Source organism: Vibrio sp. 10N.286.48.F5 (genome assembly GCF_041469785.1).
Classification (GTDB): Bacteria; Pseudomonadota; Gammaproteobacteria; order Enterobacterales; family Vibrionaceae; genus Vibrio; species Vibrio crassostreae_C.
This window is the reverse complement of record NZ_JBFRLG010000041.1, coordinates 84,172-101,972: the sequence shown is the minus strand read 5'-3', so window position 1 is coordinate 101,972 and position 17,801 is coordinate 84,172. Positions and strand designations below refer to the sequence as shown.

Below are 17,801 nucleotides of genomic sequence, written 5' to 3'. Positions count from 1 at the left end.
TATAAAATAGATCAAAGAATGAAATGAGTTAATTAATATAATTATCTTTAAACCTATAACGGTATAAATAATAATGATTATCGATACGCATAAATTGTTGGGTTCGCTATTTTATCAAGCGACAAGTAAAGAACAGTTAATCACCATTGTCGAAGCTTTGGTTGAGAGCGAAGTACTCTCTGAAGAATGCTTGCAGGCATTAAGAAGCGAAGACGAAGATGCGCTCGCAGCAGAGTTCAGCCGCCTGTTTGAAGGCGTTGGAGATATGCCAGCTCCGCCTTGGGGTTCTGTGTACCTAGATAAAGACCGCGTTGTGTTTGGTGCTTCTACGGTTGAGTATCGCCAGTTTTTAGAATTGAATCAGATTGAATTAGACACTGGGTTAAGAGAGCCGGAAGATCAATTTGGTTTAATGTTATTCGCTCATGCGTATTTGTTAGAAAATAATATTAATTCAGCTGGTGAATTACTTGAGGGTCACTTATTAACTTGGTCTTCTGTTTATTTAGAAAAACTAAATAAAGCATCAGAGTTATCTTTTTATAAAAAGCTATCGGTTGATGTAATAGATTGGTTTAAGTACTTAATATCTGAATATAATTTAAACGTTGCTACTAAAAAGTTATATATCGACTAATGTCTGAACAAATAAATTCAAATAGACGCGGTTTCTTAACTCGACTTTCTAAACCGGTTAAAGCAGCCGCGAATTATGAAGAGATATCACAGCGCTTGCATGCAAGACCGCCAAGAGCGGTCGATGAGGTGCTGTTTGAGCGTCTTTGCGACGGTTGTGGATTGTGTGAACAATCGTGTCCAAATAGCGTTATTGAGGTGCTAGAGGGCAGTGCGCTGCTGAATTTGGATTACAACAGTTGTTCTATGTGTAACAAATGCACTGAAGTGTGTCCGACCGGCGCACTTCATCCAACGGTCACGCCTTATATCGACCTCAAGCCGAGCTTTGCGGATAGCTGCAATAATTACATGCAAATGGACTGTTCAGCATGCCAAACGGCGTGTTCAGCTGGTGCAATACACATCGAAGTAGGAGAGTTGCCTACAGTGGACAAAGATAAGTGTAACGGCTGTGGAGAGTGCCGAAGCGCTTGTTATATTGGCTCTGTGACTCTTAACCTGACTCAGCAATAAACGTTTGGCTTTGTATGACACAAGCCAACAGGAAGATTTGGTTGAGTGATAGACGAGTCGCTTTAGATACCTAAAGACATAAATAGAAAAGGGTCCGCATTCCTAAAGGAAGCGGACCCTTTTTTGATTCTTATTGACGATATTCGAACAAAGTGACCTAAAGCCAGCTGGCTTATGCGCGTTTTTGCTTGTTTCTATGAATAACGTTACTCAGCGATAGCTCAGTCTTTGCTTTACAGATACAAGGCAATATCTCATTACCTTGCGTGTAAGCCATAGCAAAACCAACGTACTCGACCTCACCAGAATCCAACGTGCAGCGGCAAGCGCCACAGTGACCATCTCGGCAGTTGTATTCTGGCTCTAACCCAGCTTGTTCCATTGTTTCCAACAGAGTGTTTGAAGGGTTAGATTCAATTGAAGTCAGTTTGTTGATTGTGATTGTTGGCATTACAGCTCAAATCCTTCAAAGTCGTCAGCTTTTACTTCGTTGTCGATTTGGCCAACTAGGTAAGAACTGATTTCTGCTTCTTGTGGAGCAACTTGAACGTTATCTGAAGACAACCAAGCGTTGATCCATGGAATTGGGTTCGACGTTGCTGCTGGGTAAGCCGTACCTAGGCCAACAGCCTGCATACGGATGTTGGTAATGTACTCAACGTATTGGCAAAGAATGTCTTTGTTCAGACCAATCATAGAGCCATCTTTGAATAGGTATTCTGCCCACTCTTTCTCTTGCTCAGCCGCTTCTTTGAATAGGTCGAAACACTCTTGCTTACACTCTTCAGCGATCTGCATGAATTCAAAATCATCTTGACCATTGCGTAGCAAGTTGATCATGTGCTGTGTACCAGTAAGGTGAAGGGCTTCATCACGAGCGATTAGCTTGATGATCTTCGCGTTACCTTCCATTAGCTCACGCTCAGCGAATGCGAATGAACATGCAAAACTCACGTAGAAACGAATCGCTTCCAGTGCGTTTACAGACATTAGACATACGTAAAGCTTCTTCTTCAGGTCGTGAAGTGAAATCTTAACGTCTTCGCCGTTGATGTTGTGGTTGCCTTCACCGTAGCGGTGGTAGTCAGCCGTCAGCTTGATTAAATCATCGTAGTAAAACGCGATGTCTTTCGCACGCTTCAGGATCTCTTCGTTTTCAACGATGTCGTCGAATACTACACCTGGATCATTGACGATGTTACGGATGATATGTGTGTAAGAACGAGAGTGAATCGTTTCAGAGAAAGACCAAGTCTCAATCCAAGTTTCAACTTCTGGTAGAGATACCAGTGGAAGTAGGGCAACGTTAGGGCTGCGGCCTTGGATAGAATCTAGAAGCGTTTGGTACTTCAAGTTAGAGATGAAAATGTGCTTTTCATGCTCAGGAAGCTTGTTGTAGTCGATACGGTCGCTAGATACGTCTACTTCTTCTGGACGCCAGAAGAAAGAAAGCTGCTTCTCGATCAACTTTTCGAAGATTTCGAATTTTTGTTGGTCGTAACGTGCAACGTTTACCGACTGACCCAAGAACATTGGTTCTTTTAGTTGGTCATTTTTTTGCTGAGAAAAAGTACTGTAAGCCATAAATGCCTCAAATCCTTTAAAGACCCGTAATAAAACGGGCCCTGTTAATGCTTTAAACCCAGAGAAGATAACTCTTCTCTGGGGTCTTAATGTTTATTGCGGTTTAGATCTTACAACCGCCGCCTTCACAATCTTCTTCCGGCACTTGAACTGCATCGCCTTGGTCGTCTTTAGCACCATCACGAGTGTTATGGTAGTAAAGCGTCTTAACACCGTACTTGTACGCTGTTAGTAGGTCTTGAAGCAGCTTCTTCATTGGTACTTTACCGCTGTCGTAAACACTTGGGTCATAGTTAGTGTTTGCAGAGATAGCTTGGTCAACGAATTTTTGCATGATACCCACTAGGTGTAGGTAACCGTCGTTAGAACCAATGTTCCAAAGTAGCTCGTAGTTCTCTTTAAGATTTAGGAAATCTGGAACCACTTGCTTAAGGATGCCGTCTTTCGATGCTTTCACTGATACGTAACCACGTGGTGGCTCGATACCGTTAGTCGCGTTCGAGATTTGAGACGATGTCTCAGAAGGCATAAGCGCTGTTAGCGTAGAGTTACGCAGACCGTGCTCCATGATCTCTTCGCGTAGCGTGTCCCAATCGTAGTGCAGTGGCTCTTCACATACTAAGTCGATATCTTTCTTGTAAGTATCGATTGGCAGTAGGCCTTTCGCGTAGTTGGTCTCGTGGAAAGATGGGCAACGGCCTTGTTCTTTCGCCAGTTCAACAGACGCTTTTAACAAGTGGTATTGAATTGCTTCAAAAGTACGGTGAGTCAGACTGTTTGCGCTGCCATCAGAGTACTTCACGCCGTTTTTCGCTAGGTAGTATGCGTAGTTGATGACACCCACACCTAGAGTACGACGGTTCATTGTCGACTTGCGTGCTGCTGGAAGTGGGTAGTCTTGGTAATCAAGCAATGCATCAAGTGCACGAACAACCAGTTCAGAAAGCTCAGCAAGGTCGTCTAGCTCGTTGATTGCGCCTAGGTTAAACGCTGAAAGCGTACATAGTGCAATTTCACCTTCGTCATCTTCTACGTTAGAAAGTGGCTTAGTTGGTAGCGCGATTTCTAGACATAGGTTCGACTGACGAACAGGAGCCACTTCAGAATCAAACGGGCTGTGTGTATTACAGTGGTCAACGTTCTGAATGTAGATACGACCAGTAGAAGCTCGCTCTTGCATTAGCAGAGAGAACAGCTCAACGGCTTTAACCGTTTCACGCTTCACTGAAGGATCGTTTTCGTACTTAACATATAGTTCTTCAAAACGGTCTTGGTTTTCGAAGAACGCATCGTAAAGGCCAGGTACGTCAGAAGGTGAGAACAGGCTGATGTTGCCACCTTGAACAAGACGAGAATACATGAGTTTGTTCAGCTGTACGCCGTAGTCCATGTGACGAACACGGTTCTCTTCAACGCCGCGGTTGTTTTTCAGTACTAATAGAGACTGAACTTCACCATGCCATAGTGGGTAGAATACCGTTGCCGCACCGCCACGAACACCACCTTGTGAACAACATTTTACTGCTGTTTGGAAGTATTTGTAGAAAGGGATACAGCCAGTGTGGAACGCTTCACCATTACGGATTTCAGAACCCAGCGCACGGATACGACCTGCGTTGATACCAATACCAGCACGTTGAGATACGTAACGAACAATTGAGCTTGCTGTTGCGTTGATTGAATCAAGGCTGTCACCACATTCGATCAGTACACAAGAGCTGAATTGACGAGTAGGCGTACGTACACCAGACATGATCGGTGTAGGTAGAGAAATCTTAAACGTAGACGATGCGTCGTAAAAACGTTTGATGTAGTCAAGACGAGTCGATTTCGGGTATTTAGCGAATAGACACGCAGCAACTAAAATGTAAAGGAACTGAGCACTCTCGTAGATTTCTTTCGTTACACGGTTTTGCACGAAGTATTTACCTTCGAGCTGCTTAACCGCTGCGTAAGAGAAGTCTAAGTCACGTTTGTGGTCGATGTACTCGTCAAGCTCTTCGAATTCAGCTTTCGTGTAGTCTTCCATAAGGTGGCTATCGTATTTACCCATATCAACCAGTTTTGCAACGTGGTCATACAGTGCAGGCGGCTCGTATTCGCCGTACGCTTTTTTACGTAGGTGGAATACAGACAGACGTGCTGCTAGATATTGGTAATCAGGAGTCTCTTCAGAGATTAAATCCGCTGCTGACTTGATGATAGTTTCATGAATGTCAGTAGTGGTGATGCCATCGTAAAACTGAATGTGAGCTTTCAATTCTACTTGTGATACAGAAACATTGTGCAAGCCTTCAGCTGCCCATGTAATCACGCGATGGATCTTCTCTAGATCGATCGTTTCTTTGCGCCCGTTACGCTTGGTAACAGTAAGTTGTTGGTTCATTCTGCTTAATTTCCCTAACAAAACTGAACAAGGCCGTGTTTTTGTGTATTTCTGTGTAATTTTTGTAAATTACGTTTCGGCTTTGTGATCTTGGTCTACCCATACATTGTAGTTCAAACACAACATATAGGGGTCATTTGTTTGTTGGGTTACAAGATAGTGCTACAACTGATATTTTTCAAGGTAAAGAAATGGGGTTGCTTGTGGATAAGTGGTGGATTGAAAAAAAACTGTAAGTGACCACTAACTGATGAGGTTATATGTGACTTGATTGTATAAAAGTCGGCTTTTAATGATGCTTTATTTTTGCACGCCCATAAAAAAAAATTCCTTGATCTTTGGCCAAAATGGGCGATTGATTTTAGGCGATTAAATTTAAATCGAGGTGGTCAAAATGGAAGCTAGCGCACGAAATTTAGACTGAAAAAAGTCGCAAAGTTATGGTAATTGCAACTCTTTTCATTCGTCTTTTTTACAAAAGGTTTTACGGTAGGGCTACCGATATTTTTTAGCCAAAGTTTTGCGTGTGGACGATGTAGTTTACGTCTACATTTGTGCCTAAACGATAAGTGTCCGTAAGAGGATTGTAGTGCAGCCCTGTAATCCCTAGTTCTTGCAGCGGAGTGTTATCGACCATCTTGATAAGTTCAGCAGGGCGAATGAACTTCTCGTGTTCATGAGTGCCTTCTGGAACGATCCTCAATAGCTTCTCTGCACCAACAATCGCAAACAAGTAAGATTTGAAATTACGGTTTAATGTAGAAAAGAACACGTGGCCGCCCGGTTTCACCAATTTCGAACAGGCAGTGATAACAGATTGTGGGTCAGGAACGTGTTCAAGCATTTCCATGCACGTTACCACATCGTACGTCTGTGGGTTCTGTTCTGCGTGGTCTTCGATAGTGCTCTGGATGTAATCGAGCTTGGTGCCCGTTTCTAATGCGTGAAGGCGCGCGACTTCTAGCGGTTCTTTACCCATGTCTAGGCCTGTCACTATCGCACCTTCAACCGCCATGCTTTCTGCAAGAATACCGCCGCCGCAGCCAACATCGAGGACTTTCTTACCAAATAGGCCTTCAGTCTTCTCTAATACGTAATTTAGTCGCAGTGGGTTGATTTGATGTAGTGGCTTAAATTCGCCTTCTAGATCCCACCAGCGTGACGCCATGTCTTCGAATTTCTTGATTTCTGCTGGGTCTACGTTCTGTGATTTAGTCATAATCGGCATTTCCAAGTTAAATAATGCATCCATGAAATTGCAGGCATTATAACTTGCCTTTTCGCGCTGACCAGAAGATCTACAATTTTGCTAGTTTATTGGATGTAAAGTGACCATGTTTCAGCAAGATATGATGCGGAGGTGCAATTTCTCATCAATTGATTGGCTACAAGGGTCACAAGATGGTAAAAGGAGAGGGAAAGTGATGCCTCCGTAGGTAAATTTGTGTTATATTTTTCGGTCTTATACGTATTCAAAAATACGATCTGACTATAGAGGGAAAATGGCTCTATGAGCGATCTAGCGAAAGAGATCACGCCCGTAAATATTGAAGATGAGCTTAGAGGTTCATACCTAGACTACGCGATGTCCGTCATCGTTGGTCGTGCCCTTCCAGATGTGCGTGATGGCCTAAAACCTGTACACCGCCGCGTTTTGTTCGCGATGAATGTACTAGGTAATGATTGGAACAAACCATATAAAAAGTCTGCTCGTGTAGTAGGTGATGTAATCGGTAAATACCACCCACATGGTGATAGTGCTGTATACGATACTATTGTTCGTATGGCGCAACCGTTCTCACTGCGTTACATGCTAGTTGATGGCCAAGGTAACTTTGGTTCTATCGATGGCGACTCCGCGGCTGCAATGCGTTATACCGAAGTTCGTATGGCGAAAATTGCTCACGAGCTCCTGGCTGACCTTGATAAGGAAACTGTGGATTACGTACCGAACTACGATGGTACAGAACAAATTCCAGCAGTACTTCCTACAAAAATTCCTAACCTATTGGTAAACGGTGCTTCTGGTATCGCAGTAGGTATGGCTACCAACATCCCACCACATAACCTTGGTGAAGTTGTTGATGGCTGTTTAGCATTTATCAATAATGAAGATATCACTATTGATGAGCTAATGGACTATATCCCTGGTCCTGACTTCCCAACAGCAGCACTTATCAGTGGTCGTAAAGGCATCGTAGATGCTTACAAGACTGGCCGCGGTAAGGTTTACATGCGTTCAAAAGCGGATATCGAAGTAGAGAAGAATGGTAAAGAAACCATTATCGTTACTGAGATCCCTTACCAAGTAAACAAAGCTCGTTTGATCGAGAAGATTGCTGAACTGGTTAAAGATAAGAAAGTAGAAGGCATCAGTGCACTGCGTGACGAGTCTGATAAAGACGGTATGCGTATTGTTATTGAATGTAAGCGTGATGCAGTAGGCGAAGTGGTTCTTAACAACCTATACGCTCAAACTCAACTGCAAACGACTTTCGGTATCAACATGGTTGCGTTGAATAACGGTCAACCACAGTTGTTCAACATCAAAGACATGCTTAAGTGCTTCGTAGACCACCGTCGCGAAGTTGTGACTCGTCGTACTATCTTCGAATTGAAGAAAGCACGCGACCGTGCACACATCCTTGAAGCATTGTCTCTAGCACTTGCTAACATTGATGAAATCATTGAACTGATCAAGAGCGCGCCAACACCAGCAGAAGCTAAAGTTGGTTTAGTGTCTCGTGGTTGGGATCTTGGTAACGTTGCTTCAATGCTTGAGCGTGCAGGTACTGACGCAGCTCGTCCTGATTGGTTAGAAGACCAATACGGCATCCGCGATGGTCAATACTTCCTAACGGAAACACAAGCACAAGCAATTCTAGAACTTCGTCTTCACCGCCTAACAGGCCTTGAGCACGAGAAGATTCTAGACGAGTACAAAGCCCTTCTAGAAGAAATCGCTGAGCTAATGCACATTCTTGCAAGCACTGAGCGTTTGATGGAAGTTATCCGTGAAGAACTTGAAGCAGTACGTGAAATCTATGGCGACGAGCGTCGTACAGAAATCACAGCGGCAGTTCATGACATCGACATGGAAGAGCTGATTGCTCAAGAAGACGTTGTAGTAACGCTTTCTAACGCAGGTTACGTTAAGTACCAAATCCTAAGCGACTACGAAGCTCAGCGTCGTGGTGGTAAAGGTAAGAGTGCAACTAAGATGAAAGATGAGGATTACATTGAGCGTCTGCTTGTTGCTAATACTCACGATAACATCCTATGTTTCTCTACTCGTGGTAAGACATACCGTCTGAAAGTTTACCAACTGCCATTAGCAAGTCGTACTGCTCGTGGTAAGCCTATCGTTAACATTCTTCCTCTAGAAGAAGGTGAGCGTATCACGGCTATCCTGCCTGTTTCTGAGTTCTCTAACGAGAAATTCATCTTCATGGCAACGGGTGACGGTACTGTTAAGAAGACATCACTGGATCAGTTCGCAAACGTACGTGCTAACGGCTTAATTGCAGTTAACCTACGTGACGATGATTCACTGATTGGCGTTGACATCACTAACGGTGATAGCGACATCATGCTGTTCTCTAAATCGGGCAAAGTTGTTCGCTTTAACGAGGACAAAGTACGTGCAATGGGCCGTACTGCCTCTGGTGTTCGTGGTATGAAGCTTCCAGAAGACGATCAAGTAGTATCGTTGATTGTTCCTTCTAACGAAGGCGATATCCTAACTGTGACTCAAAACGGTTACGGTAAGCGTACTGAACTAGCTGAATACCCAACGAAAGGCCGTGCAACGCAAGGTGTGGTTTCTATCAAAGTCTCTGAACGTAATGGCCCAGTTGTTGGCGCTGTTCAAGTTGAAGAAGGCGACGAAATGATGATGATCACCGACGCAGGTACGCTAGTACGTACTCGCGTTGCGGAAGTGAGCCAAGTTGGTCGTAACACTCAAGGTGTAACACTGATTCGTACTTCTGACGACGAGAACGTTGTAGGTCTACAACGTATCGACGAAGTAGAAGAAGCTGAGGTTGTTGAAGGCGAAGCTGAAGTAGCAAACGCTGAAGCAGCAGTCGTTTCTGAATCAAGTGAAGAGCAAGCATCAGACGCTTCTGATAGCGAGCAAGACACTGAGTAATCTTTCACTTCTATAAATAGAAGTTGAGACAAAAAGCCGAGCCATTGTGCTCGGTTTTTTATTACCTAGAATTTGGCTGTGACTTGTTTAAAAGCCAATAGCTAAACCTCGATCAATATTGTTTTAGTGAGAAAAAGGTACAGTAAAGCGTCAATGAAAGGAGAATGGAATGGATATCTGGTTACTGATTGCTTTGCTGCTAATGAGCCTATTTCTAGTGGCAATCGTGATCGCATCAAACAGAAAAACCAGTCATCTTAAAGGCAACCTCCTTATTTCATGTGTGGCGATATTAGCCAGCATTCTGGTTTGGTCTCAGATGAAACAAGAAGCCCCTCAACTTACTTCAAGTGACGACAGCAGCTATACAGCAACAGATTTCCAAAATGAACTTCAGCAGAGCCTGGAGCAAGACCCTAATCAATCAGACCTTTGGTTTAAGCTTGGTGGTGTTTATATGCAGAAAGGGGAGTTTAATGCTGCATTTACCTGTTACGACTATGCGATTCGTTTAGACCCACAGGCGCCTTCAGGGCTTTATGCAGCTAAAGCGAGCGCCTTGTATTACCTAAGTTCACAGGCGATGAGTGATGATGTGAAAGTGCTCTTAAATCAATCCATGGAGCTTGATCCCAACGATCGTACGGCATTGATGTTGATAGCGACCGATCACTTCATCAGTATGCGCTACCAACAAGCGATCGATGCTTGGACTCAAATTCTCGATTCTAACCAGAAAGGCATTGATCGTGTCTCTATCATCCATTCGATCAACCAAGCTAAGCAAATGATCCGTTAAACGGGCACTATCTGTAATTTCGAGATTATTTGCTTTCTTGCATCTCAATTAAACCGCCAGCGTTGTGGATCTGTGTAAACCCTTGAGCTTTCAAATACTGGTAAGCTTGTCCTGAGCGGTTACCACTGCGGCAATACAAAACGATAGGTTGAGCTTTGTCTATGCTGGCAAAGTGCGTAGCGACTTCAGAAAGAGGGTAGTTAATCGCATTGTCCAGATGACCTTGCTTGAACTCTCCTGGTGTCCTGACATCAACGACCAGCGCACCTTCCTCAATCATTTCCCACCCTGTTTCTGCTCGTTCTGAGGCGTGAACGCCTGAACTGAGTAGTGCAATACATAATGCCGAAAGCGAAAGTAAGATTTTCATTGTTTATTCCTTGAATTGGCGAGCGGATCGGGGGGGCGATATTGATGTGTCTTCCCCAAAACCTAAAAAAACCAGCCACACAACAATAGTGTGACTGGTTTTTACGTAATGGTCTAATTGAAGAAACTAGTATTCGTAGTTAGCTTCACGCTTTTCAGCTTGCTCTTCCCATTTAGGAACAACAGTGTCTAAGAAGTGTTGTTTCTCAGCGTTCATCTTATCCATGTCCATTCCAAGCGCTTTTTGAGCTGCTTCTTTTGTCGAGATATCTGGAATCTCGATTGGATCGGTGATGCCTTTCTTCGCCAGTAGACGAACAATCTTAGTTCGAGCATCGGCTGCGCGGTCAACGGCAGTACCTAGCACTTCTAGAGCGATTTCAGGTGCATGCATATGAATGCCGTGAGATGCAATAGCGTAGTCCCAACGCCATTGAGCGTGACGGATATCCAGTAGGATAGGCTCCATCTCTTGCTCTGTCGCACCCGCTTCCCATGCCGCGCCTGCTTCAAAGTGAGCAGCTACGATTTGTTTCTCAGCAGTCAGCTTCATGTTCAGAACTTGCGCTTTGCGGCTTGAAACGATGTTACGCATGGTTTCTTTCGATTGAGTGTGACAGTTTGCACACGTATCTTCGAAGCGGTCGAATGGGTTACCCACTTTATGGTCGGTATAAACAGTGCCATCTTCTTTGGTAACTTTCGGCATATGACAGTCAGCACAAACGACTTTGTTCTTACCATGGATGCCTTCGCGCCATGTTTCAAAACCTGGGTGCTGTGCTTTCAGCATTGGTGCTTTCGATACTTTATGCGTCCAATCTTTAAAGTTGATTGCATCATAGTAGCGTTCCATGTCGCCAACGGTTGTACCTTGGTCCCAAGGGAATTTCACACCTTTGGTTGGCCCTGTGAAGTAGTATTCCACGTGGCACTGAGCACAAACAGATGCTTGTTGGTCTAAGCGGCTTTGTTCATCAAACTTTTTACCAATCGTTTCAAATGCACGTTCAACGTAAGGACGAGTCACCTTAAGAGCTGGTTCACCATTTTTAAAGCCTTCGCTTTTGGTATCGTGACAGTCTGAACAGCCAATAGGGTTAATGATCTCGTTGCCAAGACGCGCCCACTTACCTTCGAAGTAACCATCTTCGCCACGTTCTTCAATAACACGTGCTACGTCTGGGCTCTTACAGCTCCAACATGCCATTGGCATTGGGCCTGAGCTTTCGTCTGTTGGGCCGCCAGTACGAAGCGTTTGTCGTACATCGTCAATCGCATAAAAGTGACCACGTGCCTTGTTGTAATCTTTTGCGAAGCCGTAGCCAGCCCACATGATAACCATGTTGGGATCTTCTTTTAGTGCATCTTCTATGGTTTCGCTTTCTGAAGTCTGTCTCCATGAATGATATTGATCTGGGTGGTTTTGCTCGAACTGGTCGTTACGAGGATCGCCAATTTCTTTTTGTTCAGACGCAGCAAAACTGGTCGTGCTTGCTAGTGATGCGCTAACCATTAATAGTGCTGTTACCGAATTACGTATCCAATGCTTTTTCACAGTGATATCTCCAATATACTGATTCTTATACCAAGCGTTGTGAGTTTGCTATTCAAATTAAGAACTGGAGAATTCCTGTTTATATTAATTCATAAACAAACACATTTTGTTACGTGTTGGATATAGCTTGTCTTAGATCAATTAATGGTAGTGACTTCAATCACGTTGAAGTTTATATACCCCTAAAGGGGTATTGGTGGGCAGTATTATTAAAATTTAATTGAGAATTATTATCATATATAACAATCAATTACCTAAATTGACCATGATATAAATAGGGTGATTGCGTTCACAGATTAACCCATCCAAATTTCGTATTACCCAATTAGAGGTATATTCTAACTATAGAAAGCGTTGTGGCTTATCCAAAATAAGAATTGATATCATTTAAGCGGTAATAATATCGTTTAAGGGTACTTTTGTTTAACCGGAATATTATTTAGTTGAGAGTTAAATAATGCCGGTATAAGGAAAGGATAAAATGGGCAATATTAAATTGGCCATAGTCATAATGCTTAAATCCCTTCTAGCATTCTGCCTCTATGGTTATTCCATTCATGCTGTTGCTGAGCCTGCTGTTACGCCAGTAGGAGAATCAACAAGACATGAAGTCGAATTAATCCGCGACAAAGACTACAAGTGTGTTCAATGCCATAAAGATTCAAAAGAAACGGTATTGGGTTCACATGGTGAAAGTGCACACGCTTTGCTTGGCCGCGAAGTAAATTGTACCGACTGTCATAGTTCAATTGGCCCCGATCACCGTGAAGGTGCGCCTGAAGTGGTGAAGTATCGCGAGGCTCAATCACAACCGGGAACTGAAAAGGTTTTCCTCGATCCTAGCTTAATCCTAGATGCCAACAGCCAATGTATCGATTGTCATAAGCCTGATGATCTGCGCGAAGCGAGTTGGACTCATGACGTACACGCACAAAACTTAACGTGTTCAAACTGTCACGATGTTCATGCGACTGAAGCAAAGGTGTTGGGCTTAGATAAGAAGCAAACCATCAAGCTGTGTGTGGATTGCCATTCAGACTTCAACCAGAAGAAAGAAGAGGAGTAATCTATGAGCTGCTCAAGAAGAAACTTTTTAGCAGGCGCTGGTGCCGTTATTTTTACCACAGGTGTAGCGGGAACTGCGGCGGTAACAAGTCGCAAGACGCTAGCCAATGTTCAAGAAGATGGCACTAAACGTTATGGAATGATTCATGACGAAACCGCTTGTATTGGTTGTACCGCCTGTACCGAAGCATGTCGTGAAGTAAATAAAGTACCTGAAGGTGTATCGCGCTTAGAAATTATTAAGAGTGAGCCCCAAGGCGAATATCCCAATGTTGATTACCGTTTTACTCGTAACTCTTGCCAGCATTGTGATAACGCACCTTGTGTGATGGTTTGCCCAACAGGCGCGGCCTACAAAGATGAAAAAACCGGCATTGTCGACGTTCATCAAGAGAAGTGTGTCGGTTGTGGTTATTGTCTATTGGCTTGCCCATATCAAGTGCGCTTTTTCCATCCTGAGAACAAGTCCGCAGATAAATGTAACTTCTGTCGTGATACCAATCTTGCACAAGGGAAGTTGCCTGCTTGTGTCGAATCTTGCCCGACCAATGCGCTGGTCTTTGGCGATCTAAATGACCCTGAGAGTGAGATAAACCAGGTGCTTCAATCTGAGGTGGTTTACAGAGATAAAGCTTATCTAGGTACTCAGCCAAAACTCTATAAAGTGCCACACCAAAAAGGGGAGATTTGATTATGAGTGCATGGGACGCAGCTTTTCAGTCTGGTACCGTGGTATGGGACTGGATTATAGCAATCTATCTATTTCTCGCGGGGATGTCGGCGGGTGCCGTAATGATCTCCATTTACCTAAAACGTAAGGTCATTGAAGGCGATCCTGCTCATAATGGTGTGTTAAAGGCCACGGCTTTTCTTGCGCCATTTGGGATCATTTCAGGTCTGCTTATCTTGGTTTTCCACCTGACAAAACCGTTATCCTTTTGGAAGATCATGATCTTCTATAATCCAACGTCTGTGATGTCGATGGGTGTGATCTTATTCCAAGTATATATGGTGATCTTATTCCTTTGGATCGGCATTATATTTAGAGATCAAATAGTCGTGTTCTTGAATGATCAAGCATGGCTAAAAGGGCGACTTGATTTTGTCGGTAATTGGATTGGCAAATTAGAAGTGTTTGAGAATGCTCTGGAAATATTCTTAGCTGTTCTTGCTCTGATGCTTGCCGCTTATACCGGATTCTTGCTTTCAGCTTTAAATACTTTCCCACTATTGAATAACCCAGTGCTGCCGATTTTGTTCTTATTCTCGAGTTTATCCTCGGGAGCGGCGGCATGTATTTTATTTGGTGTGTTGGTCTTTAAGGAGTCTCCGCATAGTGCGAGTATTTCTTGGATCCACGGCTTCGAACGTCCTGTTGTTATGTTTGAACTGTTTGTCCTTGTTACTTTCTTCACTGGGTTGATATTTGCTGGTGGTCAAAGTGAGCAGGCAGTATGGAACGCGATTGGCGGTGGTTTCTGGGCAAGTTGGTTCTGGTATGGCGTAATTGGTGTGGGTATGGTTTTACCCTTGTTGCTTAACGCCGTGACACCAGCATCGGTTCGCCATAGTACTGTGTATATTTTCTCTGTTACTTCATTGAGTCTGATGGGCGTATTAATGCTAAGAACGTTTGTCCTTTATGCAGGACAATTAACGTTAGCTTAATTTCGCTCAAGGTTATAAGTGAGTGGATGTTGGATACTAAACATCTGCTCACTAAATTTCTTTTCGCTGAGTAGCAATAGCTAGTTGAGTTACATCAGCTAGTTGAGCAATCAATGCCAATAATGGTTTAACTTGGTTCTGCTTAGGTAGAGCCTGATTGAGGTGATATGGTCGGTTCTTTGGGGCTGTTTAGTTTAATTTTGGTCGCTGTTCTCAGCAGCATTATCGCTGTGTATTCGATGTATCAAATGCTAACTAAACAAGCACAAAATGTGGCTTTAATTCGCAGTTTCTCCCTCTCTAGCGCTTTGTTTTCCATTGGCGCTATCGTTTTACTTGGCTATGCCTTTGTAGGTGACGACTTTTCCATCCTCTATGTTGCAGAACACTCCAATACTCAATTACCCACCTTCTTCAAAATGGCCGCTGTGTGGGCTGGACATGAAGGCTCATTGCTATTTTGGGTCTTAACCATTGGCTGTTGGTCGGGTGTGATTGCCCTACAAAAGCAATATTCTTCTGAGTATCAGAGCCGCGTATTGTGGGTGATGAATGTGTTACTCGCGATATTTGCATGGTTTACCTTATTTGCTTCGAACCCATTTGAACTGAATTCGACCTTGCCACTTGAAGGGCGTGACCTTAACCCAATGCTGCAAGACGTTGGTTTGATATTCCATCCGCCTCTGTTGTATTTGGGTTATGTTGGTTTCTCTGTGGTCTTGGCATTTGCTGTGGCCGCTTTGCTGGTGGATCCGATTGAGTTCGATTGGGTCGCTCATTGTCGCAGTTGTTGTTTGGTCGCTTGGATCTTTTTAACCGCAGGGATCATTCTTGGTTCTTGGTGGGCATACTACGAGTTAGGGTGGGGTGGTTGGTGGTTCTGGGACCCGGTAGAAAATGCCAGCCTATTACCTTGGCTAACATCAACCGCTCTATTGCACAGTTTGGGTGTTGCTAAAGGCAAGCAACAGTTGCTGAAGTGGTCACTTAGCCTTGCTTTCATTACGTTTTGTTTAAGTATCCTCGGTACTTTTATTGTTCGATCTGGCGTCCTCACTTCCGTTCATGCTTTTGCTGTTGACCCAACCAAAGGTATCGCGCTGTTGCTGATACTGGTTTTGGTGTTAGTGAGTTCGTTTTCTCTTCTTATTGTTCGTGGTGAATCTTTCGAGTCGAATCCAATCACTAGCTTTGCGAGTAAAAGTTTTTTGAGTTTAGTGGCGGTACTTATATTTGTACTGGGTACGGCGGTGGTGGTGTTTGGTACCTTCTACCCAATGGTTTTTGAATTACTTGGCCTTGGAAATATCTCTGTGGGCGCACCTTACTTTAATCTTCTTATTGCGCCATTGGCTCTGCTTGCGATGGGAGTGATAGGGTTAGCGCCATTGCTCAGTATCAAACCTCAAGCGTCGAAAGGTGTGATTGGAATTATTGCCTTATTGTCTCTCTGTCTTGGCTTTGTAACTTATGTTTTGCAAGTTGAAGCGATCCAAGTGATGGTGCTAATGACATGGTCACTTGCGTTTTGGGTAGCCCTGACTCATGTTTACGGCTTAGCGGTAACGCGCAACTCTAAGTTTCAACGCAAAGTATGGGTGATGACGTTGGCGCATGTGGGTGTCGCAGTATTAGCGATAGGTGCCGCGATGAATAGCTACCACTCGTTTGAGCGAAGTTACAAATTGAGCCCAGGTGAAGAGGTTGAGTTTATGGGCTGGACGCTTTCTCATCGTGATACTGAGCTGTATGTCGCTTCAAACTTTACCGCAGAAAAAGCGATACTCAGCCTAGAGTCTGGTGAGCAGCGCTTTTCTATCGCGCCGGAAAGAAGACATTACCAAGTTCGAGTCATGAACATGAGTGAGCCCGCAATGAAGTGGTTCTGGCATGGTGATGTTTATATCACCATGGGCGAGAAAGTCGATTCCACCGCTTACGCATTTCGTGTTCAGTATAAGGCGTATGCGCGCTGGATCTGGTTTGGTGGGCTGTTCTCCATTATCGGCGCTTTGCTCTCATTGACTCATCGTAAAAAGAAAACTGTTAAGGCGTCACAGTATGCATACCAGCGTTCGTAACAAGCTAATTAGTCTAATTGCCTTAGCATTGATTGTGGTGCTGGGGTTTGTCTTTGCGCTTGATAATAAGCAGCAGTCGACCATTGTGTCTGAACAACAAAGGGCATTTCCAGAATTTACATCGAGTGCGTTAGTGAATAGTGAAGGCGTCAGTGGTCAGCAGGACATTACGCTCACTGATGTCACGCAACATCCTTATCAACTTGTTAATGTGTGGGCTTCTTGGTGCGGGATATGTAAAACCGAACACGCATTTTTGCTTCAACTTCACGATAAAGGCATTCCAATCGTCGGGCTCAATTATCGAGATAACTCTGGGGCTGCGATTAACGTGTTATCGAACGATGGCAACCCGTACTCAACCGTGATCAGTGACCCTCAAGGCAAGTTAGCGTTAGAGTTGGGCGTAATCGGCACACCTGAAACGTATTTGGTTGATGCCAATGGCCAGATCATTAAGAAGCTATTGGGCGTTATTAATGAAACGGTATGGAAAGATGAGCTTGCGATGTATTTTGATGGTGTGAATGGATGATGAAGTCTCTAATACAAACGTTGTTTATGCTGTCAGCGCTTTTAGTGATTAGCCTTCCGACTATGGCTGAAGATCTTTTTACTGCCAGTAATAAAGAGACGAGTATTCAAGTTGAACTGTTTGAGTTTGATAATCCAGAACAACAGCAACGTGCTATCAGCTTGGCGAAAACGTTACGCTGCCCACAATGTCAAAACCAAAATCTGATTGAATCCAACTCACCAATAGCAAAAGACTTACGTCTTGTTGTGTTCAATATGGTGAAAGCAGGGAAGAGTAATAGTGAAATTACTCAATATATGACGGAAAGATTTGGTGAGTTTGTACTTTATAAACCGGCAATGACGGCTTCAAATCTATTACTTTGGTTGCTACCGAGCCTATTACTTCTCTTATTTATATATTTATCAGTAAAAAGTATTAGGAAGAGCTCATAAAAATTGTGTAT

Annotated in this window: 16 protein-coding genes; 10 read left to right on the top strand and 6 right to left on the bottom strand. The window is 43.8% G+C overall.

Features of this window, described 5'->3' with window-relative positions:
* The first annotated feature begins 73 nt into the window (after positions 1–73).
* Together AB4185_RS19720 and napF are read left to right on the top strand one after the other, a co-directional pair.
* Positions 74–637, top strand: a complete 564-nt coding sequence (locus AB4185_RS19720; RefSeq protein WP_372104686.1) for a molecular chaperone TorD family protein — start codon at positions 74–76, stop codon at positions 635–637.
* Positions 637–1,152: a ferredoxin-type protein NapF gene (napF, locus tag AB4185_RS19715; protein ID WP_372104689.1), complete on the top strand. Its 516-nt coding sequence runs from the start codon at positions 637–639 to the stop codon at positions 1,150–1,152. The genes AB4185_RS19720 and napF overlap by 1 nt, the downstream gene beginning before the upstream one ends.
* 172 nt (positions 1,153–1,324) lie before the next feature.
* Here the strand turns inward: napF and yfaE are convergent, their stop codons facing one another.
* The 4 genes from yfaE to ubiG all read right to left on the bottom strand — a co-directional run bounded on the left by yfaE (position 1,325) and on the right by ubiG (position 6,374).
* Positions 1,325–1,603, bottom strand: a complete 279-nt coding sequence (gene yfaE, locus AB4185_RS19710; protein ID WP_372104691.1) for a class I ribonucleotide reductase maintenance protein YfaE — start codon at positions 1,601–1,603, stop codon at positions 1,325–1,327.
* Positions 1,603–2,736 (bottom strand): class Ia ribonucleoside-diphosphate reductase subunit beta, encoded by a 1,134-nt coding sequence (nrdB, locus tag AB4185_RS19705; RefSeq protein ID WP_372104694.1) that lies wholly within the window; start codon positions 2,734–2,736, stop codon positions 1,603–1,605. Before nrdB ends, yfaE begins: the two co-directional genes overlap by 1 nt.
* 103 nt (positions 2,737–2,839) lie before the next feature.
* Positions 2,840–5,122, bottom strand: a complete 2,283-nt coding sequence (nrdA, locus tag AB4185_RS19700) for a class 1a ribonucleoside-diphosphate reductase subunit alpha (protein WP_102333640.1) — start codon at positions 5,120–5,122, stop codon at positions 2,840–2,842.
* A 508-nt stretch (positions 5,123–5,630) separates the two neighbouring features.
* Positions 5,631–6,374, bottom strand: a complete 744-nt coding sequence (ubiG, locus tag AB4185_RS19695) for a bifunctional 2-polyprenyl-6-hydroxyphenol methylase/3-demethylubiquinol 3-O-methyltransferase UbiG (RefSeq protein ID WP_017060991.1) — start codon at positions 6,372–6,374, stop codon at positions 5,631–5,633.
* A 258-nt stretch (positions 6,375–6,632) separates the two neighbouring features.
* On the opposite strand from ubiG, the gene gyrA reads away from it, so the two are divergent.
* Complete coding sequence (gene gyrA, locus AB4185_RS19690; protein WP_017072500.1) at positions 6,633–9,275, top strand: DNA topoisomerase (ATP-hydrolyzing) subunit A; 2,643 nt, start codon at positions 6,633–6,635, stop codon at positions 9,273–9,275.
* A gap of 169 nt (positions 9,276–9,444) precedes the next feature.
* Complete coding sequence (locus AB4185_RS19685; RefSeq protein ID WP_372135819.1) at positions 9,445–10,074, top strand: tetratricopeptide repeat protein; 630 nt, start codon at positions 9,445–9,447, stop codon at positions 10,072–10,074.
* Positions 10,075–10,099: 25 nt separating this feature from the next.
* Here AB4185_RS19685 and AB4185_RS19680 read toward each other — a convergent pair whose 3' ends face one another.
* The gene (locus AB4185_RS19680) at positions 10,100–10,444 is read right to left on the bottom strand and encodes a rhodanese-like domain-containing protein (protein WP_372135818.1); all 345 of its coding nucleotides are present in this window, start codon (positions 10,442–10,444) and stop codon (positions 10,100–10,102) included.
* A gap of 126 nt (positions 10,445–10,570) precedes the next feature.
* Positions 10,571–12,001 (bottom strand): ammonia-forming nitrite reductase cytochrome c552 subunit, encoded by a 1,431-nt coding sequence (gene nrfA / locus AB4185_RS19675; RefSeq protein ID WP_181258323.1) that lies wholly within the window; start codon positions 11,999–12,001, stop codon positions 10,571–10,573.
* A gap of 481 nt (positions 12,002–12,482) precedes the next feature.
* Between nrfA and nrfB the strand changes: the two genes are divergently transcribed.
* From nrfB to nrfF, 6 genes are all read left to right on the top strand, one after another.
* Complete coding sequence (gene nrfB / locus AB4185_RS19670; protein ID WP_102483143.1) at positions 12,483–13,067, top strand: cytochrome c nitrite reductase pentaheme subunit; 585 nt, start codon at positions 12,483–12,485, stop codon at positions 13,065–13,067.
* 3 nt (positions 13,068–13,070) lie between these two features.
* Positions 13,071–13,757 carry a cytochrome c nitrite reductase Fe-S protein gene (gene nrfC / locus AB4185_RS19665; RefSeq protein ID WP_004733373.1) on the top strand — a complete coding sequence of 229 codons (687 nt, stop codon included), beginning with the start codon at positions 13,071–13,073 and terminating at the stop codon, positions 13,755–13,757.
* Positions 13,758–13,759: 2 nt separating this feature from the next.
* Positions 13,760–14,734, top strand: a complete 975-nt coding sequence (gene nrfD, locus AB4185_RS19660) for a cytochrome c nitrite reductase subunit NrfD (RefSeq protein WP_371725455.1) — start codon at positions 13,760–13,762, stop codon at positions 14,732–14,734.
* A gap of 167 nt (positions 14,735–14,901) precedes the next feature.
* The gene (locus AB4185_RS19655) at positions 14,902–16,818 is read left to right on the top strand and encodes a heme lyase CcmF/NrfE family subunit (RefSeq protein ID WP_372135817.1); all 1,917 of its coding nucleotides are present in this window, start codon (positions 14,902–14,904) and stop codon (positions 16,816–16,818) included.
* A complete protein-coding gene (locus AB4185_RS19650) occupies positions 16,799–17,353 on the top strand; it encodes a DsbE family thiol:disulfide interchange protein (RefSeq protein ID WP_372135816.1) in 555 nt (184 codons plus the stop codon). Before AB4185_RS19655 ends, AB4185_RS19650 begins: the two co-directional genes overlap by 20 nt.
* Positions 17,350–17,790: a heme lyase NrfEFG subunit NrfF gene (gene nrfF / locus AB4185_RS19645; RefSeq protein ID WP_372135815.1), complete on the top strand. Its 441-nt coding sequence runs from the start codon at positions 17,350–17,352 to the stop codon at positions 17,788–17,790. The genes AB4185_RS19650 and nrfF overlap by 4 nt, the downstream gene beginning before the upstream one ends.
* Positions 17,791–17,801 lie beyond the last annotated feature (11 nt).

Excerpts from the sequence above, each read along its gene's own strand:
- yfaE (WP_372104691.1), bottom strand. The coding sequence starts at position 1,603 with ATGCCAACAATCACAATCAACAAACTGACTTCAATTGAATCTAACCCT.
- nrfF (WP_372135815.1), top strand. The coding sequence starts at position 17,350 with ATGATGAAGTCTCTAATACAAACGTTGTTTATGCTGTCAGCGCTTTTA.
- AB4185_RS19720 (WP_372104686.1), top strand. The coding sequence starts at position 74 with ATGATTATCGATACGCATAAATTGTTGGGTTCGCTATTTTATCAAGCG.
- nrfB (WP_102483143.1), top strand. The coding sequence starts at position 12,483 with ATGGGCAATATTAAATTGGCCATAGTCATAATGCTTAAATCCCTTCTA.
- nrfC (WP_004733373.1), top strand. The coding sequence starts at position 13,071 with ATGAGCTGCTCAAGAAGAAACTTTTTAGCAGGCGCTGGTGCCGTTATT.
- ubiG (WP_017060991.1), bottom strand. The coding sequence starts at position 6,374 with ATGGATGCATTATTTAACTTGGAAATGCCGATTATGACTAAATCACAG.
- AB4185_RS19655 (WP_372135817.1), top strand. The coding sequence starts at position 14,902 with ATGGTCGGTTCTTTGGGGCTGTTTAGTTTAATTTTGGTCGCTGTTCTC.
- napF (WP_372104689.1), top strand. The coding sequence starts at position 637 with ATGTCTGAACAAATAAATTCAAATAGACGCGGTTTCTTAACTCGACTT.
- AB4185_RS19650 (WP_372135816.1), top strand. The coding sequence starts at position 16,799 with ATGCATACCAGCGTTCGTAACAAGCTAATTAGTCTAATTGCCTTAGCA.
- gyrA (WP_017072500.1), top strand. The coding sequence starts at position 6,633 with ATGAGCGATCTAGCGAAAGAGATCACGCCCGTAAATATTGAAGATGAG.
- AB4185_RS19680 (WP_372135818.1), bottom strand. The coding sequence starts at position 10,444 with ATGAAAATCTTACTTTCGCTTTCGGCATTATGTATTGCACTACTCAGT.
- AB4185_RS19685 (WP_372135819.1), top strand. The coding sequence starts at position 9,445 with ATGGATATCTGGTTACTGATTGCTTTGCTGCTAATGAGCCTATTTCTA.
- nrfD (WP_371725455.1), top strand. The coding sequence starts at position 13,760 with ATGAGTGCATGGGACGCAGCTTTTCAGTCTGGTACCGTGGTATGGGAC.
- nrdA (WP_102333640.1), bottom strand. The coding sequence starts at position 5,122 with ATGAACCAACAACTTACTGTTACCAAGCGTAACGGGCGCAAAGAAACG.
- nrdB (WP_372104694.1), bottom strand. The coding sequence starts at position 2,736 with ATGGCTTACAGTACTTTTTCTCAGCAAAAAAATGACCAACTAAAAGAA.